Here is a 19,099-nt window from a genome sequence, read left to right on the forward strand (position 1 = left end):
ACTACGCCTTCTTCCTGAATCCATTGGTTCCTCCTGAGGATAGGTCAGAAGGTGTAAACCTTATTCAGGACGAGACAAAGACCAAAAAAAGGCCCGCCGGGTTAACCGTGCGGGCCTTTGCATGACGGATCGCAATCAGTGCTTGCTGTCCTGGTCCGACATCGCCAGCAGTTGCTTTTCCTGGTTCCAGTCGAAAGGCTCGTCGTTCTGCTCGGCTTCGAAACGACGTTCTTCCAGGGCCTGGTACAGGGCGATTTCTTCGTCAGGCATGTAGTGCAGGCAGTCACCGGCGAAGTACCAGAGCAGGTCGCGAGGCACCAGGTGGGCGATTTGTGGATAACGGACGATCACTTGGCACAGGAGGTCCTGGCCCAGGTATTGGCTTTCGATCGGGTCGACGGGCAATTGTGCGCGCAACTCGTCAAAGCGCTCCAGGAATAACGCGTGGCTTTCTTCGGGCACCTGTTCGGCTTCACCCACGGCGACCAGGATGCTGCGCAAGTGGTCAAGCAAGACAAGGTGATCGGCAACGATGTTGGACACGAGATAAGTCCTCAAGAGCAAAACGGGCGCAGGAGTATAAAGCCCTTGCGCCCGCTTTTATAGTTGACGAGCGTAGCTGGCCGTCAGGATCAACGGACCTTGTCCTGCGCCAGCGTCAATTCGGCCTTATCGAAATCATCCACGTCGATGACTTTGCGCCGCGCCGCCTCGGCCGCGCGCAAGGTCTGCGCTTCACCGGCTTGCAGCACGCCGGCCTCCAGGGCCGCATCGATGAGTGGTTCGCCAGGTGCCGGATTGAGCTGACCCTGCTTGAGTGCACCGTGCAGTTTCTTGTGCAGCGGATGGGCGGCCGCCAGCAGGTCGGCGGCGTGTTGCAGGGCGCCCACCGGATCATCGGTCGATTGCGGGCGATAGCAGCCCTGCAACAACTCTTCGAGGGTCGGGTCACCTTTGGGCCGGCCGATGACTGCGGCCACCTCGGCGTCGAGTCTGTCGCTCGGACCCTTGTGACGACGGCCGAAGGGGAACACCACCAGGCGCAACAGGCAACCCAGTACCCGGTTCGGGAAGTTGCTCAGCAACTCATCCAGCGCACGTTCCGACTGGCCGAGGCTTTCCTCCATGGCCCAGGTGAACAGCGGCGTCATGTGGTCCGGCGAATCCAGGTCGTGATAACGCTTGAGCGCGGCGGACGCCAGGTACAGGTTGCTCAAGACGTCGCCCAGGCGGGCCGACAGGCGTTCGCGACGTTTGAGTTCCCCTCCCAGCAGCATCATGCTCAAGTCCGCCAGCAGGGCGAATGCCGCCGCCTGCCGGTTGAGGGCGCGGAAATAACCCTGGCTCAAGGCATTGCCGGGGGCCCTCTCGAAATGCCCCAGGCCCAGGTTCAGCACCAGGGTGCTGGCGGCATTGCTGATCGCGAAACCGATGTGCTTGAGCAACAAGGCGTCGAACTCGACCAGCGCCTGGTCCTTGTCTTCACGGGTGGCCAGGGCCATTTCCTTGAGGACGAACGGATGACAGCGAATGGCGCCCTGGCCGAAGATCATCAGGTTGCGCGACAGAATGTTCGCGCCTTCGACCGTGATGAAGATTGGTGCACCTTGCCAACTGCGACCCAGGTAATTGTTCGGGCCCATGATGATGCCTTTGCCGCCATGCACATCCATGGCGTGGCTGATGCACTCGCGACCGCGTTCGGTCAGGTGGTACTTGAGGATGGCCGACAGCACCGAGGGTTTTTCCCCCAGGTCCACCGCGTTGGCGGTCAGCATGCGTGCCGCATCCATCATCCAGGCGTTGCCACCGATACGCGCCATGGCTTCCTGGATGCCTTCGAACGCCGACAACGGTACGTTGAATTGCTCGCGTACCTGGGCGTACTGGCCCGTCACCAGGCTGGTGAACTTCGCCGCACCGGTGCCCACCGCCGGCAGGGAAATCGAGCGCCCGACCGACAGGCAGTTCATCAACATCATCCAGCCCTTGCCGAGCATGGCCTGGCCGCCGATGAGGAAGTCCAGTGGAATGAACACGTCCTTGCCCCAGTTCGGGCCGTTCATGAACGCGGCGCCGAGGGGCAGGTGACGGCGGCCGATCTGCACGCCAGGGGTGTCAGTGGGAATCAGGGCGAGGCTGATGCCCAGGTCTTCTTCGTCACCCAGCAGGTGGTCGGGGTCATACGCCTTGAAGGCCAGGCCCAGGAGGGTGGCCACCGGGCCGAGGGTGATGTAGCGCTTTTCCCAGTTCAGGCGCAGGCCGAGGGTTTCCTGGCCCTCCCATTCACCCTTGCAGATGATGCCTGTGTCGGGCATCGCCCCGGCGTCCGAGCCGGCTAGCGGTCCGGTCAGGGCGAAGCAGGGGATATCGTCGCCTCGGGCCAGTCGCGGCAGGTAATGGTCGCGTTGCTCGTCTGTGCCGTAGTGCAGCAGCAGTTCCGCCGGGCCGAGGGAGTTGGGGACCATCACGGTGGAGGCCAGGTCGCCACTGCGGGTGGCCAGTTTCATCGCCACCTGGGAGTGGGCATAGGCGGAAAAACCCTTGCCGCCGTATTCCTTGGGAATGATCAGCGCGAAGAAGCCGTGCTCCTTGATATGGGCCCAGGCTTCAGGTGGCAGGTCCATGGCCTGGCCGATCTGCCAGTCGCTGACCATCGCGCAGAGGGCTTCGGTAGGGCCGTCGAGGAACGCCTGCTCTTCCTCGGTCAGTTGCACCTTGGGGTAGGCCAGCAGCAAGTCCCAGTCCGGGCGGCCGCTGAACAGTTCGCCGTCCCACCACACCGTGCCGGCATCGATGGCGTCGCGCTCGGTCTCGGACATGGGCGGCAGGGTTTTCTGGAACCACTCGAACATGGGTGCACTGAAGTATTTGCGGCGCAGGTCCGGTAGCAGCAGCGGGGCGGCGACAGCCGCGAGCACCATCCAGAGGATCAGCAACAGCCAGCCGGGCGCATGGCTGAAAATGCCCATGGCCAACAGGTAGACCGCGACGATACCCAGCGCGGGTAGCGGGGCGGTGCGCCGATGCGCCAGCCAGGCGATCCCGACGACCAGGACCAGTATCCACAACAACAGCATATGTAATCCTCCGTGAACCAAGGCAAAACCGACCTTCAGAGCTTAGACGGCATCTGCAAAACCGGCGGTCAGCGCGATGTGATTGATTTCGTGGGAAACCCTGGATGTATTGCGCCAGTCTGGTTGGCAACAGCCGTGGGAAATCGTTCGTTAACAAGGTGAGAAAACGCCATTGTTTGGCCGGAATGCCATTATCGCTGGGCCGAGGGCTGGGGATAAACTCGGACACAGTCAGCCCCAGTCGAACACAGTACTTGTGGCGAGGGGATTTATCCCCGCTGGGCTGCGAAGCCGCCCCAAGGCAGGCCCACTCAATCTGCCTGGCACACCGAGGTGTCAGGTTTAGGGCCGCTTCGCGTCCAGCGGGGATAAATCCCCTCGCCACAAAGACCGAGTTCGACCCTGAGGGGGATGTTTCTCCAGAGGCCTTCCTTTTATGCAGCAATACCTGACCCCTAGCCGCTTCATCGACAGCGATCACCCCGCGGTCATCGACTTCGCCGAAACTCACCGCGGCGCCGACCACGACCCGCTGGCCCAGGCGGTCAGCCTGTATTACGCCGTGCGCGAGGCGGTGCGCTACAACCCCTATACCTTCAGTCGCGACCCGGGGACCCTGCGCGGCAGTTACGCGCTGGCTGCAAGTGAAAGCTATTGCGTGCCCAAGGCCACCTTGCTGGCCGGCTGCGCCCGGCATTGCGGCATCCCGGCGCGTATCGGCCTGGCGGATGTGCGCAATCACCTGTCCACCCCGCGTCTGCTGGAGCTGCTCAGGAGCGACGTGTTCGCCATGCACGGTTATACCGAGCTGTACCTGAATGACCGCTGGGTCAAGGCCACGCCGGCTTTCAACCAGGGCTTGTGCGCGTTGTTCGACGTGGCCCCGCTCGAATTCGACGGTCGCCACGACAGCGTCTTCCACCCGTTCAATCGGCAAGGGGCGAAGCTGATGGAGTACATCACCGACCATGGCCAGTTCGCCGATGTGCCCGAGGCATTCTTCTTCGAACACCTGGAGAAGTGCTATCCGCACCTGTTCGGCGAGCAGGTACCGCTCTTGCTCGGCGACATGCAGGGCGATTTGAGTCACGCTTGATCCGGCGTATGCTGCTGCGGCATTTATCCATCGAGGACGCCGTGATGCTGAAGATATGGGGCCGGAAAAATTCATCGAATGTGCGCAAGGCGTTGTGGTGCGCAGAAGAGTTGGGGCTGGCCTACGAGGCCATCGATGCGGGCGGGGCGTTCGGTGTGGTGGACACGCCCGAGTACCGTGCGAAAAATCCCAATGGCCGCGTGCCGATGATCGAGGACGACGGCTTTGTGTTGTGGGAGTCCAACACCATCGTGCGTTACCTGGCAGCTCGCCATGCGTCGGGTTCGGCCTGGTATCCCGCTGACGTACAGGCTCGGGCCCAGGCTGAAAAATGGATGGACTGGACCACGTCCAGCTTCGCCGCACCGTTTCGCACGGTGTTCTGGGGCGTCTTGCGTACCCCGGCCGAACAACAGGACTGGGCGGCCATCAATGCGGCGATCAAGGAGTGCGACGATTTACTGGCTATGGTCGAACAGACCTTGAGTGAACAACCTTACCTGTCGGGTGATGAAATCGGCATGGGCGACATTCCCCTGGGCAGTTTCATTTATGCCTGGTTCGAGATGCCCATCCAGCGCGCCGAGCGGCCTGGCGTACAGGCCTGGTACGCGCGGTTGCAGCAGCGCCCGGCCTACCGCAAAGCCGTCATGACCGCGTTGACTTAATACTTACTATCGACACACTTGACTGTACTTGTGCGGCGACGCCAAGCACCATGGCCTTCGTGCGCTGTGTTGCATTGCTCGCCGCCCGCCCTTATCTATTCTTTTCTTCCTTCCCTTCTTGGTGCGTAATCCGATATGAGTTCCGCTCTGTCCATCCGGCAGCTAACCAAAACCTACGGCAACGGTTTCCAGGCCTTGAGTGGTATCGATCTGGACGTCGCCGAAGGTGATTTCTTCGCCTTGCTCGGCCCTAACGGTGCCGGCAAATCCACCACCATTGGCATTCTTTCCACGCTGGTGAACAAGACCAGCGGCACGGTGAACGTCTTTGGTCATGACCTGGACCGCGAGCCCGCCGCCCTCAAGCGCTGCATCGGCGTGGTGCCCCAGGAATTCAACTTCAACCAGTTCGAAAAGACCTTCGACATCGTTGTGACCCAGGCCGGTTACTACGGCATCCCGCCGAAGGTCGCCAACGAGCGCGCCGAGCAGTACCTGACCCAATTGGGCCTGTGGGACAAGCGTGACGTGCCGTCCCGTTCACTGTCCGGCGGCATGAAGCGACGCCTGATGATCGCCCGCGCGCTGGTGCATGAACCGCGCCTGCTGATCCTCGACGAACCGACCGCCGGCGTGGACATCGAGCTGCGTCGCTCGATGTGGAGCTTCCTGACCGAGCTGAACCAGAAAGGCATCACCATCATCCTCACCACCCATTACCTGGAAGAGGCTGAGCAGTTGTGCCGCAACATCGGCATCATCGACCACGGCACCATTGTCGAGAACACCAGCATGCGCCAGTTGCTCAGCCAACTGCATGTGGAAACTTTCCTGCTGGACCTGAAACACGACCTGAAGACCGCGCCCCAGCTCATCGGTTATCCGGCTCGCCTGGTGGACAGCCATACCCTGGAAGTGCAGGTGGACAAAGCCGTGGGCATCACCGGGCTGTTCACCCAACTGGCCCTGCAAAACATTGAAGTGCTGAGCCTGCGCAACAAAACCAATCGCCTCGAGGAGTTGTTCGTGTCCCTGGTGGAGAAAAATCTGGCGAAGGTGGCGGTATGAGCATGAGTTCCGAACTGCGCCCCAACCTCATCGCCCTCAATACCATCGTTTACCGTGAAGTCCGGCGTTTCATGCGGATCTGGCCGCAGACCCTGCTGCCGCCGGCCATCACCATGGTCCTGTACTTCGTGATCTTCGGTAACCTGATCGGGCGGCAGATCGGCGACATGGGTGGCTTCACGTACATGGACTACATCGTGCCGGGGCTGATCATGATGTCGGTGATCACCAACTCCTATGGCAACGTGGTGTCGAGTTTTTTCGGCAGCAAGTTCCAGCGTTCGATCGAGGAGCTGATGGTCTCGCCGGTGTCGCCCCATACGATCCTCATCGGCTACACCTTGGGCGGCGTGCTGCGCGGCCTGGCGGTGGGCCTTATCGTGACCCTGCTGTCGTTGTTCTTCACCGATTTGCAGGTGCATCACCTGGGGGTGACGGTCTTGGTGGTGGTGCTCACGGCCACGATCTTTTCGCTGCTGGGTTTCATCAATGCCGTGTTTGCACGCAACTTCGATGACATCTCCATCATCCCGACGTTCGTGCTCACGCCGCTGACCTACCTGGGCGGGGTGTTCTACTCCATCTCCCTGTTGCCGCCGTTCTGGCAGACCGTGTCCCTGGCCAACCCGGTGCTGCACATGGTCAACGCGTTCCGCTACGGCATCCTCGGGGTATCGGACATCAAGATCAGCATCGCCATCACCTTCATGCTGGTGGCAACCGTGGTGCTTTACCTCGGTTGCGCGCGGTTGCTGGTCAGCGGGCGGGGGATGCGTACCTAAGCTTTAACCCCTGACCCCTTGTGGGAGCGAGCTTGCTCGCGATGGCGTCAGATCATTCAATAACCTATTGACTGACATACCGCTATCGCGAGCAAGCTCGCTCCTACATTGATCTTCATGAGGTCGCAGATTTGTGGCCACAAAAAAGGCCTCCATCCCAGGAGGCCTTTTTTGCATCTCACATCCGGCTTTTCTTGCGCCGCTTCCACTGTCGGGTCACCCACCAGCGCCAGTAACTCATGGTGACGAAGTAGGCCAGGGCGCCGAGCACCAGGCCGGTCACCACCGAGCCGAGCAGGAACGGCTGCCACAAGGTGGACAACTGGCCGCTGATCCATTCCCAGGTCAGCTCTTCGGGCAGTGTCCGGGCAGGCACGTCCATCAGCCAGGCACCGGTCTGGTAGGTGCAGAAAAACACCGCCGGCATGGTGATCGGATTGGTCAGCCACACCAGGCTCACCGCAATCGGCATATTGCCGCGCACCGTGACGGCCAACGCGGCGGCCAGCAACATCTGCAATGGGATCGGCAAGAACGCGGCAAACAGGCCAACCGCCATCGCCCGGGCCACGGAGTGTCGATTGAGGTGCCAAAGGTTGGGATCGTGCAGCAGGGTGCCGAGAAAACGTAAGGATTTATGTTCCCGAATGCTCTCTGGGTCTGGCATGTAACGTTTGAATAGGCGCCGGGGCATAAGGCTTCTCGGTCGGTTCAACGCAGTAAAGCCGCAAGTATGTCTGGATTCTACGGCTGGCAGATTCAGACTTTGTGACAATTGATAACGCCAGCGGTGCCGCGAACCGTCTATGCCTGAAGAGGGCACTCTCAAGGACGGGTTATGCGCACAGGGTTAGTCGCGCTTGCACTGGGGCTGGTGGCCCCGATTTTTTTACCGGCACTGCCGCCGTTGTGGCTGATTGCAGCCATGCCGGTGCTGGCATTGATGGCGTTGCCATTTCGAACCTACGCGACGGGTTTTTTCCTGTTCGGGCTGGCCTGGGCCTGCCTGTCGGCGCAGTGGGCGCTGGACAATCGATTACCCGCCGCCCTGGACGGAGAAACCCGTTGGGTTGAAGGGCGCGTCGTCGGTTTGCCGCAACAGGGCGACGGCGTGGTGCGCTTCGAACTGGCCGATGCCCATTCACGTCGTACCCGATTACCGACAACGATGCGCCTCGCCTGGTTCGGTGGCCCGCCCGTCAACAGCGGCGAACGCTGGCGATTGGCAGTGAAGCTCAAGCGGCCTGCCGGGCTGCTGAACCCGCACGGCTTCGACTATGCCGCCTGGTTGTTGAGCCGTGGCATTGGCGCGACCGGTACCGTCAAGGAGGGGCGTCTGCTGCAAGCAGCCCGGGGCGCCTGGCGTGACGAGGTGCGCCAGGCGCTGGCACAGGTCGACACCCACGGCCGCTCCGGTGCGCTGGCGGCATTGGTCCTGGGCGACGGGGGTGGGCTGAGCCGCGAGGACTGGCAGGTTTTGCAAGACACCGGCACGGTCCATTTGCTGGTGATCTCCGGGCAACACATCGGCCTGCTCGCCGGCCTGGTGTACCTGTTGGTGGCCGGTGCGGCGCGTTATGGCCTGTGGCCGACGGGGCTGGCGTGGTTGCCTTGGGCGTGTGCGCTGGCCTTTTGCGCCGCCCTGGGCTACGGCCTGCTCGCCGGTTTCGAGGTGCCGGTGCGACGGGCCTGCGCGATGATCGGCCTGGTGTTGCTGTGGCGCTTGCGCTTCAAACAGCCGGATCCGTGGTGGGCATGGCTGCTGGCCTTCGTCGGGGTGCTGGTGTTCGACCCGCTCGCCAGCCTGCGGCCGGGGTTCTGGTTGTCGTTTGCGGCCGTCGCCATATTGATGTTCACCTTTGGCGCTCGCCTTGGGCCCTGGCGCTGGTGGCAAACCTGGACCCGTGCCCAGTGGCTGGTTGCGGTCGGCCTGTGTCCGTTGCTGTTGATCGTGGGCTTGCCGGTCAGCCTCAGCGGGCCACTGGTGAACTTGCTCGCGGTGCCCTGGATCAGCCTGCTGGTCTTGCCGCCAGCGCTGCTCGGCACGGCGTTGTTACCGGTGCCGCTCATCGGTGAAGGCCTGCTGTGGATCGCCGGCGGGTTGCTCGATCTGTTGTTCAAAGGGCTGGGGCTGATGGCCGGACGAATGCCCGCCTGGGTCCCTGTTGCGGTCCCGCCCTGGGCCCTGGGCATCGCCGCGCTGGGGGCTTTCTTGCTGCTGTTGCCCAAAGGCGTGCCGCTGCGTGTGCTGGGGTGGCCGATGATGTTGCTGATGGTGTTTCCACCGCGAGAACACCTGCCGCAAGGGCACGCCGAGGTCTGGCAACTGGACGTGGGCCAAGGCTTGGCGGTGCTGGTACGCACCCGGCATCACAGCCTGCTTTACGACGCCGGGCCGCGCTTTGGCGAGGCCGATGTGGGCGAGCGCGTCGTACTGCCGACCTTGCGCAAACTGGGTGTGCGCGGCTTGGACCTGATGCTCCTCAGCCATGCCGACGCCGATCATGCCGGCGGTGCCCTGGCCGTGCGCAAGGGACTGCCGACGATGGAAGTCATCAGCGGCGATCCCGACGCGCTGCCCGACGAATTGCAGGCCGGGCCTTGCGACAGCGGCAGGCGATGGGAATGGGATGGGGTCGGATTCGAGTTGTGGCGCTGGGCCTCTGCCGTTGAAAGCAACCAGAAGTCCTGCGTCCTGCTGGTGGAGGCTGGCGGAGAACGCCTGCTGTTGACCGGCGACATCGACACCCCTGCCGAGCGCGCCTTGCTTGACGAGGCCCTGGCGCTACCGATCCAGTGGCTGGCCGCACCTCATCACGGCAGCCGCAGTTCGTCATCGATGGCATTGTTGTCGCGCCTCAAGCCGCATTCGGTGTTGATCTCCCGCGGGCAGGGCAATGCGTTCGGCCATCCCCATCCCCAGGTGATGGCCCGCTACCGTCGCTTGGGCCTGGCGACCTACGACAGCGCCGAGCAGGGCGCCATTCGTCTGCAACTGGGCGCGTTCGAATTACCACGCACCGAGGCTGGGCACCGACGCTACTGGCGCGATCCGCCCGCTGTCGGGACACCGAGGCAACATTGATCCAGCGCAGTTGGCTGATGCGCTTATCGGCGGGGCGGGTCTGCAAGGCGAGTCTGTGTGATAAAGTGGCGCACTTTTTCGAGGGGGCAGTCACTGTGTGGGAATTGGTCAAATCCGGCGGCTGGATGATGTTGCCGATCATTCTGAGTTCCATCGCGGCACTGGGTATCGTTGCCGAACGCCTGTGGACCCTGCGTGCCAGCCGCGTGACCCCGGAGCATCTGCTCGGGCAGGTCTGGGTCTGGATCAAGGACAAGCAGCTGAACAAGGACAAGCTCAAGGAGCTGCGGGCCAGCTCGCCGCTCGGGGAGGTCCTCGCCGCTGGCCTGGCGAACTCCAAGCATGGTCGCGAGATCATGAAGGAGTGCATAGAGGAAGCCGCCGCCCGGGTCATCCATGAACTGGAACGCTACATCAGTACCCTGGGCACCATCGCCGCCATGTCCCCGCTGCTGGGCCTGCTGGGAACGGTGCTGGGCATGATCGACATCTTCAGCGCGTTTACCGGCTCCGGCATGACCACGAATGCCGCGGTACTGGCGGGCGGGATTTCCAAGGCCCTGATCACCACCGCCGCCGGCCTGATGGTCGGTATCCCTGCCGTGTTCTTCCATCGGTTCCTGCAACGCCGCGTCGACGAGCTGGTGGTCGGCATGGAGCAGGAAGCCATCAAGCTGGTCGAGGTGGTGCAGGGTGATCGTGACGTGGACCTGGCTGGGGGCAAGCAGTGAAATTCCGCCGCAAGCCACGGGAAAACATCGAGATCAACCTCGCGTCGCTGATCGACGTGGTGTTCATCCTGTTGCTGTTTTTCGTCGTGACCACCACGTTCACCCGGGAAACCCAGCTCAAGGTTGAATTGCCGCAAGCCGTCAGCGGCTCGCCGGCCGAAGACCAGCAACTGAAGAACCTCGAAGTCACCATCAGCGCCGAAGGGGCGTTCTCGGTGAATAACCAGTTGCTGCCCAAGAGCGACCTGGCGAGCCTGATCGAGGCCCTGCAGAAAGAGTCCGGCGGCGATACCAACCTGCCGCTGTCCATCAGCGCCGACGGCAAGACCCCTCATCAATCGGTGATCACCGCCATGGACGCGGCCGGCAAGCTCGGTTTCAGCCATCTGCGCATGACCACGGTCGAGGCGGCGCCCGCACCCTGATGGCCATGTCCGATCGATTGCTTGCCGCGTGGTATGAAGGCCACCCGGCCCTGACCCTGCTGCGGCCGCTGGAGTGGTTGTACCGGCGGGTGGTGGTGGGCAAGCGCGAGCGTTTCCTGGCGGGTGAAGGCCAGATCTACCAGCCCCCCGTGCCGTTGGTGGTGGTGGGCAACATCACGGTGGGTGGCACTGGCAAGACGCCGTTGATCCTGTGGATGATCCAGCACTGCCAGCGCAGTGGCTTGCGGGTCGGGGTGGTCAGCCGGGGCTATGGTGCCAAGCCGCCGCAACTGCCGTGGCGGGTCAGGGCCGAGCAGGGTGCCGACGTCGCGGGGGACGAGCCGCTGCTGATCGTCCAGCGCACGGGCGTGCCGTTGATGATCGATCCCGATCGCAGCCGCGCGGTCCAGGCGCTGGTGGAGAGCGAACCGCTGGACCTGATCCTGTCCGACGACGGCATGCAGCATTATCGGCTGGCCCGGGACCTTGAACTGGTGCTGATCGACAGCGCTCGCGGCCTGGGCAACCGCCGTTGCCTGCCCGCCGGGCCGCTGCGCGAACCGGTCGAGCGCCTGCAATCGGTCGACGCCGTGCTGTACAACGGCTCCAGTACCGACCGCGAAGACGGCTTCGCCTTCCAATTGCTTCCCACCGAACTGGTGAACCTGGCCAGTGGCGAGCGCCGTCCTCTCGACCATTTTCCACCCGGCCAGGCCCTGCACGCCGTGGCCGGCATCGGCAACCCCCAGCGTTTCTTCAAGACCCTCGAAACGCTACACTGGCGGCCAATACCGCACGGGTTTGCCGACCATGCCGAATACAGCGCCCAAGCCTTGAACTTCACGCCATCCCTGCCGGTGGTCATGACGGAAAAAGACGCGGTCAAATGCCGTGCTTTCGCCGCGCCTGACTGGTGGTACCTGGCGGTGGACGCCGCGCCGTCGCCGGCCTTTGTGGCCTGGTTCGATGCGCAATTGATGCGCCTGTTACCGGATCGGCTCGTGCCTTAACACCTTTTACCAAGGGGAATTCCATGGACACCAAACTGCTCGATATTCTGGCCTGCCCGGTCTGCAAAGGCCCGCTCAAGCTCAGCGCTGACAAGACCGAACTGATCAGCAAGGGCGCCGGCCTGGCCTACCCGATTCGCGACGGCATCCCGGTGATGCTCGAAAGCGAAGCCCGCACCCTGACCACCGACGAGCGCCTGGATAAATGACCACCGCCTTTACCGTTGTCATTCCGTCGCGCTTTGCCTCGACGCGCCTGCCCGGCAAACCGTTGCTGTCGATCGCCGGCAAGCCGATGATCCAGCACGTCTGGGAACAGGCCTGTAAAAGCAGCGCCCAGCGCGTGGTGGTGGCGACTGACGATGCGCGGATCGTCGAGGCCTGCAAAGGCTTTGGCGCCGAGGTCGTGCTGACTCGCGAAGACCATAATTCCGGCACTGATCGCCTGGCGGAGGTCGCGGCGAAGCTCGGTCTTGCCGCCGACGCGATCATCGTCAATGTGCAAGGTGACGAGCCGTTGATCCCGCCGAGCGTGATCGATCAGGTCGCCGCCAACCTTGCGGCCCACACCGAAGCGCGCATGGCCACCCTGGCCGAGCCGATCGAGGATGTGCAAACCCTGTTCAACCCTAACGTGGTCAAGGTGGTCAGCGACCTCAATGGCCTGGCGTTGTCCTTCAGCCGTTCGACGTTGCCCTGGGCGCGGGACGCATTCGCCCAAGACCGCGACGTGCTGCCGGAGGGCGTGCCGTACCGCCGTCATATCGGCATCTACGCCTACCGCGCCGGCTTTCTCCAGGACTTCGTCGCCTGGGGCCCGTGCTGGCTGGAAAACACTGAAGCCCTGGAACAGTTGCGAGCCCTGTGGCATGGCGTGCGGATCCATGTCGCCGATGCGCTGATCGCCCCGCCGACCGGTGTCGACACGGCCGAAGACCTCGAGCGCGTTCGTCGCCTGCTGGAGGCCTGATGCGGGTCCTGTTCGTCTGCCTCGGCAATATTTGCCGCTCGCCTACCGCCGAAGGCATCTTGCGCCACAAGTTGCGCGAGGCCGGGCTGGCCGGGCAGGTGGAAGTCGCTTCCGCCGGTACCGGTGACTGGCATGTCGGTAAGGCGCCGGACAAGCGCAGCCAGGCCGCCGCCCTGAGGCGTGGCTACGACTTGTCGGCCCAGCGCGCGCAACAGGTGACGCGCGCCGACTTCGCCGCCTATGACCTGATCCTGGCGATGGACAGCAGCAACCTGCGCAATCTCCAGGCCCTGCAACCGGCCAATGGCAAGGCCGAGTTGGATCTGTTCCTGCGGCGCTACGAAGCCGAAATCGACGATGTGCCGGACCCGTACTACGACGGCGAGCAGGGCTTCGAGCAGGTGCTGGACCTGATCGAGCGCGCCACGGATCGCCTGGTGATCGAATTGAAGGGGCGGTTATGACCTTGCAGGTACGGGCGGGCGTCAGCCTCAAGCCCTTCAACAGCTTTGGCGTGGACGTCAGCGCCCGGTTATTCGCCGAAGCCCACGACGATGGCGATGTTCGCCAGGCCTTGGCCTATGCCAGCGAGCATGCCGTGCCGTTGCTGGTGATCGGCGGTGGCAGCAACCTGTTGCTGACCGGCGACATCGACGCCTTGGTGGTGCGCATGGCCAGCCAGGGGATCCGCCTGCTCAGCGATAACGGTGAGCAGGTGGTGGTCGAGGCCGAAGCCGGGGAACCCTGGCATCCCTTCGTCCAGCACACGCTGGCGCAAGGCTGGTCGGGCCTGGAAAACCTCAGCCTGATTCCCGGTACAGTCGGTGCGGCACCGATGCAAAACATTGGCGCCTATGGCGTGGAGATCAAGGATGTCTTCGCTGGCCTCACCGCGCTGGATCGCCTGACCGGTGAACTGCGTGAGTTCACCTTGGAAGAGTGCTGTTTTGCCTACCGCGACAGCGTGTTCAAGCAGCAGGCGGGACGCTGGTTGATCCTGCGGGTGCGTTTCGCCCTCAGTCGCGCCGCGCACTTGCACCTGGAGTACGGCCCAGTCCGCCAGCGATTGACCGAACAAGGCATCGATCAGCCGACGCCCACGGATGTGAGCCGGGCCATCTGCAGCATCCGCAGCGAAAAACTCCCCGACCCGGCCGTGCTGGGCAATGCCGGCAGCTTCTTCAAGAATCCGCTGGTGCCGGCCACGCACGTGGCACACCTCAAGCAGCAGTACCCCGATCTGGTGGCTTATCCACAGCCTGGGGGGCAGATGAAAATCGCCGCCGGCTGGCTGATCGAACGGGCCGGCTGGAAGGGCTTTCGTGAGGGTGATGCCGGTGTGCATAAGTTGCAGGCGTTGGTGCTGGTCAACTACGGCAACGCCACGGGCCCGCAACTGTTGGACCTGGCCCTGCGCATCCAGAAAGACATTGCCGAACGTTTCCAGGTCGAGTTGGAAATGGAACCCAATCGGTACTGAGCCGTCTCCACGCAGCACCTGAAAAAGCGCCCTGTACACCCTGCACACGAGTATTTGTGCAGGATTGTGCAGGGCGTTTTGCTTGATCCTGGGTTAATTTAGTTCGCTAACGATGCGACCATCGCATCCCAAAGGCCCGATGCAGACGCCTGCGTGCGTTTGCATAAGAGAGCCCGATCAGCCTGAGCCAGTCTGCGACAACCGAACCGTTACCTAAGCGGCAGATTGCTCGACCCCATAACTCGATAACTATGCGGGCGTGCCCATGATTACCCTGAAACTCAATGGAAAAGACCATCAACTGGATGTGACCGAGGACATGCCGCTGCTGTGGGCTATCCGGGATGTGGCCGGTTACAACGGCACCAAATTCGGCTGCGGCATGGGCCTGTGTGGCGCCTGCACCATCCACATCGACGGCGCCCCGGCGCGCAGTTGCATCACGCCAATCGGCTCGGTGAAAGGGCAGGACGTCAGCACCATCGACGGGCTTCACGCCGACCCGGTCGGGCAAGTCGTCCAGAAGGCCTGGCTCGACACTGCGGTGGCTCAGTGCGGTTACTGCCAGGGCGGACAGATCATGTCTGCTACCGCCTTGCTCAAGACCAACCCCAACCCGAGCGATGAGCAAATCGAAGAAGCCATGGTCGGCAACCTCTGCCGCTGCGGCACCTACAACCGGATCAAGACCGCGATCCGCCAGGCTTCCACTCACCTGAAGGAGGCCAAGGCATGAGCCGCTTGCCCGATGATTTCGTGCTGAGCAATCTCAGCCGCCGTGGTTTCCTCAAGGGCGCGAGCGCCACCGGCGTGCTGGTGCTGGCGGCCACGTGGGGCCTGCCGGATGCCTTTGCCGAGGAAAAGAAATTCGGCGCCGAGGGCATGCCCCATGGTGCGGTCGACGACCCGAAGGTTTACGTCAGCATTGCCACCGATGGCAGCGTGACCGTGATCTGCAACCGTTCGGAAATGGGCCAGGGCGTGCGCACCAGCCTGAGTATGGTGGTCGCCGACGAACTGGATGCTGACTGGGCGCTTGTCAAGGTCAAGCAAGCGCCGGCCGATGAGGCGCGTTTCGGCAACCAGGACACCGACGGTTCGCGCAGCATGCGTCACTGGTACGAACCGATGCGCCGTTGCGGGGCCGCCGCCCGGACCATGCTGGAACTGGCCGCCGCTGCGCAGTGGAAGGTGCCGGTGAGTGAATGCCGTGCGCAACTGCACAAAGTGCTGCACCAGCCTTCGGGGCGTGAACTGGGTTACGGCGAATTGGCCGCCGCCGCCAGTGCCTTGCCAGTGCCGGCCCGTGACAGCTTGCGTCTCAAGCAGCCGTCCGAGTTCCGCTACATCGGCAAGGAAGCGAGCCGGGCCATCGATGGCGCGGACATCGTCAACGGTCGTGCCGTGTTTGGTGCCGATGTGCATTTCGACGGCATGCTCTATGCGGTCATCGCGCGCCCGCCGGTCTATGGCGGCAAGGTCAAGAGCGTGGACAGCAGCGCGGCGCTGAAGGTACCGGGCGTGGTCAAGGTGGTGCAGATCGAAGGGCGCCCGCTGCCTTCGGAGTTCCAGCCGTTGGGCGGCGTGGCGGTGGTGGCGAAGAACACCGGGGCGGCGATCAAGGGCCGCGAGGCGCTGAAAATCCAGTGGGACGACGGCCCGAATGCCGGTTATGACTCCATTGCCTATCGCAAGGAGCTGGAAGCGGCGGCCCTCAAACCCGGAAAAGTCGTGCGCAGCAGCGGTGATCTCGACGACGCGTTGGCCACGGCTGATTCGACGTTGGAAGCGTCGTATTACTTGCCGCATTTGTCACAGTCCCCCATGGAGCCGATGGTTGCTGTTGCCCGGTTCAAGGACGGCCAATGCGAGGCCTGGGCACCGAGCCAGGCGCCGCAGGTGACCCGTGAGCGTGTCGCCGAACGCCTGGGCATTCCTTTCGAGAAAGTCACGGTGAACATCACGTTGCTGGGCGGCGGTTTCGGACGCAAGTCCAAACCTGACTTTGTCGTCGAAGCGGCGGTGCTGGCCAAGGAATTTCCAGGCCAGCCAATACGGGTGCAATGGACCCGCGAGGACGATATTCACCACTCGTATTTCCATACCGTATCGGCCGAATACCTCAAGGCTGGCCTGAACAAGGACGGCATGCCGTCCGGTTGGCTGCACCGCACCGTAGCCCCGAGCATCACCGCACTGTTTGCACCGGGCATGACTCACGAGGCGCCGTTCGAAATAGGTATGGGCGTGACCAACATGGCCTACGCCGTCCCCAACCTGCGCCTGGAAAACCCCGAAGCGGTGGCCCATGCCCGGGTGGGCTGGTACCGCTCGGTGTCGAACATTCCCCATGGTTTTGCGATCCAGAGTTTCATCGACGAACTGGCCCACAAGGCCGGCCAGGATCCGCTGAAGTACCAGGTCAAATTGCTCGGGCCGGATCGTAAGATCGATCCGCGCACCTTGAGCGAAGAATGGAACTACGGCGAATCCCCTGAGCGTTACCCGATTGATACGGCGCGGATTCGCACGGTGCTGGAAACCGCCGCGAAGGCCGCCGGTTGGGGGCGGGAGCTGCCCAAGGGCCGTGGCCTGGGGCTGGCGGTGCACTACAGCTTTGTCACTTACGTGGCGGCGGTGCTCGAGGTGGAGGTCAAGGACGATGGTACGGTGATCGTGCACAAGGCGGACATTGCCGTAGACTGCGGCCCGCAGATCAACCCCGAGCGCATCCGCTCCCAGTTCGAGGGCGCCTGCGTCATGGGCCTGGGCAATGCGATGGTGGGTGAAATCAGCTTCAAGGACGGCAAGGTGCAGCAGGACAACTTCCACATGTACGAGGTGGCGCGCATGTCCCTGGCGCCCAAGGAAGTGGCCGTGCACCTGGTCACGCCGCCGGGGGAGGTGCCGTTGGGCGGTGTCGGCGAGCCGGGCGTGCCGCCGATTGCGCCGGCCCTGTGCAACGCCATTTTCGCCGCCACCGGTCAGCGTATCCGTAATCTGCCTGTGCGCTATCAGCTGCAAGGCTGGCAACAGGCCAAGGCCTGATGGACAGCGTCGATCTGAACGTCCTGCGCAGCGTGCTGGAGTGGCGCCGCGCCGGGCAGCGGGTGGTGTTGTTCACCGTGGTCCAGACCTGGGGCACCGCGCCCAGGCCGCCGGGGGCGATGCTGGCCCTGCGCGAAGATGGCGTGGTGATCGGTTCGGTGTCGGGCGGTTGTGTCGAAGATGACCTGATCGCCCGGTTGCACGACGGCCGCATTCCTGCGGACGGTCCGCCGGTGCAACTGATCACCTATGGCGTCACCCGCGAAGAAGCGGCGCGCTTCGGCCTGCCGTGCGGCGGTACGTTGCGCCTGACCGAAGAGCGGGTGGGCGATCCGCACTGGGTCGCAGAGCTGCTGGAGCGCTGCGAGGCCCATGAGATCGTCGCCCGTGAGCTGACGATCACCACCGGCAGTGTGGTCCTGGTCTCGGCCAGCAAGACCGACGCCCTGGTGTTCGATGGGCAGGTGCTGCGGGCCATTTACGGCCCACGTTGGCGGCTATTGCTGATCGGCGCCGGACAATTGTCGCGCTACGTGGCGGAAATGGCCCGACTGCTGGACTTCGAAGTGCTGATTTGCGATCCGCGCAAGGAGTTTGTCTATGGTTGGGAAGAGCAGCATGGGCGCTTCGTCTCGGGGATGCCCGACGAAGCCGTGTTGAGCATCCAGACCGACGAGCGCACGGCCATTGTGGCCTTGACCCATGATCCACGCCTGGACGACATGGCGCTGCTCACGGCCCTGGACTCCAAGGCTTTTTATGTCGGTGCCCTGGGTTCGCGGGTCAACAGCCAGAAACGTCGGGACAACCTGGCTCAGCTAGGCTTGTCTGCAGAGGCGATTGGCCGCTTGTATGGACCGATCGGCTTGCACATCGGCAGCCACACCCCGGCGGAAATCGCCTTGTCGCTGCTGGCCGAAATCGTGGCGATCAAAAATGGCGTGGCACCGCGGCAGAAAAAAACGCTGTAAGCCGTGGGCAAGGAGGGCGTATGAGCGAGTCGATTGGCGTGATCATCCTGGCGGCCGGAGCGGGCAGCCGTTTTCGCCAGATTGCAGGCCCCGACAAGGATAAATTGCTCGCCGATTGCACCGGGCGCGACGGTGCCGTGCGCTCGGTGGTCGAACAGGTGCTGGTGAATCTGCCAGCCTCCTTGGAAAAGCGCGTGTTGGTGACGAGCAAGAATCGGCCGCAAGCCATTCGCATGGCCCAGGCCTATGGATGTAGTTTCGTGGAATTGGACTCCCCCGGCCTGGGCGACAGCATTGCCGCCGGTGTCCAGGCCTGCCCGGACCTTGATGGCTGGCTGATTTTGCTGGGCGACATGCCGTTCATCTTGCCGTCGAGCATTGAGCAGGTGGCGGCGGGGATTCGCGCGGATGGCATCAGCGTGCCGGTCCTCGCAGGTGAGTATGGGCATCCGGTAGGATTTGGTCGTGGATTTGGGCCGAAATTGATGGCGCTGACCGGGGATCGCGGCGCAAAGGTATTGTTTGCCGGGGCGCAGGTGGTCGAAGTGCCGGTGGACGATCCTGGCGTTGTTTGGGATGTCGATGTGCCAGAAGCACTGACCTTCAAATAACAGACGACGCAAAACCCTGTAGGAGCGGGCTTGCTCGCGAAAGCGGTCTGACATTCACCATTGAGGCAAGCTGG

Annotated in this window: 19 protein-coding genes; 16 read left to right on the forward strand and 3 right to left on the reverse strand. The window is 63.0% G+C overall.

Going from position 1 to position 19,099, the window contains the following annotated elements:
• Positions 1-135 precede the first annotated feature (135 nt).
• Both AC3A5O_RS22755 and AC3A5O_RS22760 read right to left on the reverse strand, forming a co-directional pair.
• Positions 136-543 carry a PA2817 family protein gene (locus AC3A5O_RS22755; RefSeq protein WP_003179340.1) on the reverse strand — a complete coding sequence of 136 codons (408 nt, stop codon included), beginning with the start codon at positions 541-543 and terminating at the stop codon, positions 136-138.
• Positions 544-632: 89 nt separating this feature from the next.
• Entirely contained in the window at positions 633-3,080 is a 2,448-nt protein-coding gene (locus AC3A5O_RS22760; protein WP_487753757.1) for an acyl-CoA dehydrogenase, read from the reverse strand.
• Between the two features lie 436 nt (positions 3,081-3,516).
• On the opposite strand from AC3A5O_RS22760, the gene AC3A5O_RS22765 reads away from it, so the two are divergent.
• The 4 genes from AC3A5O_RS22765 to AC3A5O_RS22780 all read left to right on the forward strand — a co-directional run bounded on the left by AC3A5O_RS22765 (position 3,517) and on the right by AC3A5O_RS22780 (position 6,694).
• On the forward strand, positions 3,517-4,176 hold the full coding sequence (locus AC3A5O_RS22765) for a transglutaminase-like domain-containing protein (RefSeq protein ID WP_487753758.1): 660 nt from the start codon (positions 3,517-3,519) through the stop codon (positions 4,174-4,176).
• A 44-nt stretch (positions 4,177-4,220) separates the two neighbouring features.
• On the forward strand, positions 4,221-4,844 hold the full coding sequence (locus tag AC3A5O_RS22770) for a glutathione S-transferase family protein (protein WP_487753759.1): 624 nt from the start codon (positions 4,221-4,223) through the stop codon (positions 4,842-4,844).
• Positions 4,845-4,979: 135 nt separating this feature from the next.
• Positions 4,980-5,912: an ABC transporter ATP-binding protein gene (locus AC3A5O_RS22775; protein ID WP_122565905.1), complete on the forward strand. Its 933-nt coding sequence runs from the start codon at positions 4,980-4,982 to the stop codon at positions 5,910-5,912.
• Positions 5,913-5,914: 2 nt separating this feature from the next.
• A complete protein-coding gene (locus tag AC3A5O_RS22780) occupies positions 5,915-6,694 on the forward strand; it encodes an ABC transporter permease (protein ID WP_041476072.1) in 780 nt (259 codons plus the stop codon).
• A 178-nt stretch (positions 6,695-6,872) separates the two neighbouring features.
• Here the strand turns inward: AC3A5O_RS22780 and AC3A5O_RS22785 are convergent, their stop codons facing one another.
• A complete protein-coding gene (locus AC3A5O_RS22785) occupies positions 6,873-7,388 on the reverse strand; it encodes a DUF2062 domain-containing protein (protein ID WP_122565904.1) in 516 nt (171 codons plus the stop codon).
• Between the two features lie 144 nt (positions 7,389-7,532).
• Between AC3A5O_RS22785 and AC3A5O_RS22790 the strand changes: the two genes are divergently transcribed.
• The 12 genes from AC3A5O_RS22790 (at position 7,533) to AC3A5O_RS22845 (ending at position 19,025) form a co-directional block, all read left to right on the forward strand.
• A complete protein-coding gene (locus tag AC3A5O_RS22790; RefSeq protein WP_460082518.1) occupies positions 7,533-9,779 on the forward strand; it encodes a DNA internalization-related competence protein ComEC/Rec2 in 2,247 nt (748 codons plus the stop codon).
• A gap of 95 nt (positions 9,780-9,874) precedes the next feature.
• Positions 9,875-10,510: a MotA/TolQ/ExbB proton channel family protein gene (locus AC3A5O_RS22795; protein WP_025214875.1), complete on the forward strand. Its 636-nt coding sequence runs from the start codon at positions 9,875-9,877 to the stop codon at positions 10,508-10,510.
• Entirely contained in the window at positions 10,507-10,935 is a 429-nt protein-coding gene (locus tag AC3A5O_RS22800; RefSeq protein WP_053123850.1) for an ExbD/TolR family protein, read from the forward strand. The genes AC3A5O_RS22795 and AC3A5O_RS22800 overlap by 4 nt, the downstream gene beginning before the upstream one ends.
• Positions 10,935-11,945 (forward strand): tetraacyldisaccharide 4'-kinase, encoded by a 1,011-nt coding sequence (gene lpxK / locus AC3A5O_RS22805; protein ID WP_487753760.1) that lies wholly within the window; start codon positions 10,935-10,937, stop codon positions 11,943-11,945. Before AC3A5O_RS22800 ends, lpxK begins: the two co-directional genes overlap by 1 nt.
• Positions 11,946-11,968: 23 nt before the next feature.
• Entirely contained in the window at positions 11,969-12,154 is a 186-nt protein-coding gene (locus AC3A5O_RS22810; protein WP_003179363.1) for a Trm112 family protein, read from the forward strand.
• Positions 12,151-12,915: a 3-deoxy-manno-octulosonate cytidylyltransferase gene (gene kdsB, locus AC3A5O_RS22815; RefSeq protein WP_122565901.1), complete on the forward strand. Its 765-nt coding sequence runs from the start codon at positions 12,151-12,153 to the stop codon at positions 12,913-12,915. The genes AC3A5O_RS22810 and kdsB overlap by 4 nt, the downstream gene beginning before the upstream one ends.
• Positions 12,915-13,379 carry a low molecular weight protein-tyrosine-phosphatase gene (locus AC3A5O_RS22820; RefSeq protein ID WP_122565900.1) on the forward strand — a complete coding sequence of 155 codons (465 nt, stop codon included), beginning with the start codon at positions 12,915-12,917 and terminating at the stop codon, positions 13,377-13,379. Before kdsB ends, AC3A5O_RS22820 begins: the two co-directional genes overlap by 1 nt.
• Positions 13,376-14,395, forward strand: coding sequence for a UDP-N-acetylmuramate dehydrogenase (gene murB, locus AC3A5O_RS22825; RefSeq protein ID WP_122565899.1), 1,020 nt, complete (start codon positions 13,376-13,378; stop codon positions 14,393-14,395). Before AC3A5O_RS22820 ends, murB begins: the two co-directional genes overlap by 4 nt.
• Before the next feature lie 265 nt (positions 14,396-14,660).
• The gene (locus AC3A5O_RS22830; protein WP_122565898.1) at positions 14,661-15,131 is read left to right on the forward strand and encodes a (2Fe-2S)-binding protein; all 471 of its coding nucleotides are present in this window, start codon (positions 14,661-14,663) and stop codon (positions 15,129-15,131) included.
• Positions 15,128-17,443 carry a xanthine dehydrogenase family protein molybdopterin-binding subunit gene (locus AC3A5O_RS22835; protein ID WP_487753761.1) on the forward strand — a complete coding sequence of 772 codons (2,316 nt, stop codon included), beginning with the start codon at positions 15,128-15,130 and terminating at the stop codon, positions 17,441-17,443. Before AC3A5O_RS22830 ends, AC3A5O_RS22835 begins: the two co-directional genes overlap by 4 nt.
• Positions 17,443-18,414, forward strand: coding sequence for an XdhC family protein (locus AC3A5O_RS22840; RefSeq protein ID WP_487753762.1), 972 nt, complete (start codon positions 17,443-17,445; stop codon positions 18,412-18,414). Before AC3A5O_RS22835 ends, AC3A5O_RS22840 begins: the two co-directional genes overlap by 1 nt.
• A gap of 20 nt (positions 18,415-18,434) precedes the next feature.
• Positions 18,435-19,025, forward strand: a complete 591-nt coding sequence (locus tag AC3A5O_RS22845; RefSeq protein ID WP_487753763.1) for a nucleotidyltransferase family protein — start codon at positions 18,435-18,437, stop codon at positions 19,023-19,025.
• Positions 19,026-19,099 lie beyond the last annotated feature (74 nt).

It is taken from the genome of Pseudomonas sp. Soil_N_39, assembly GCF_057655955.1.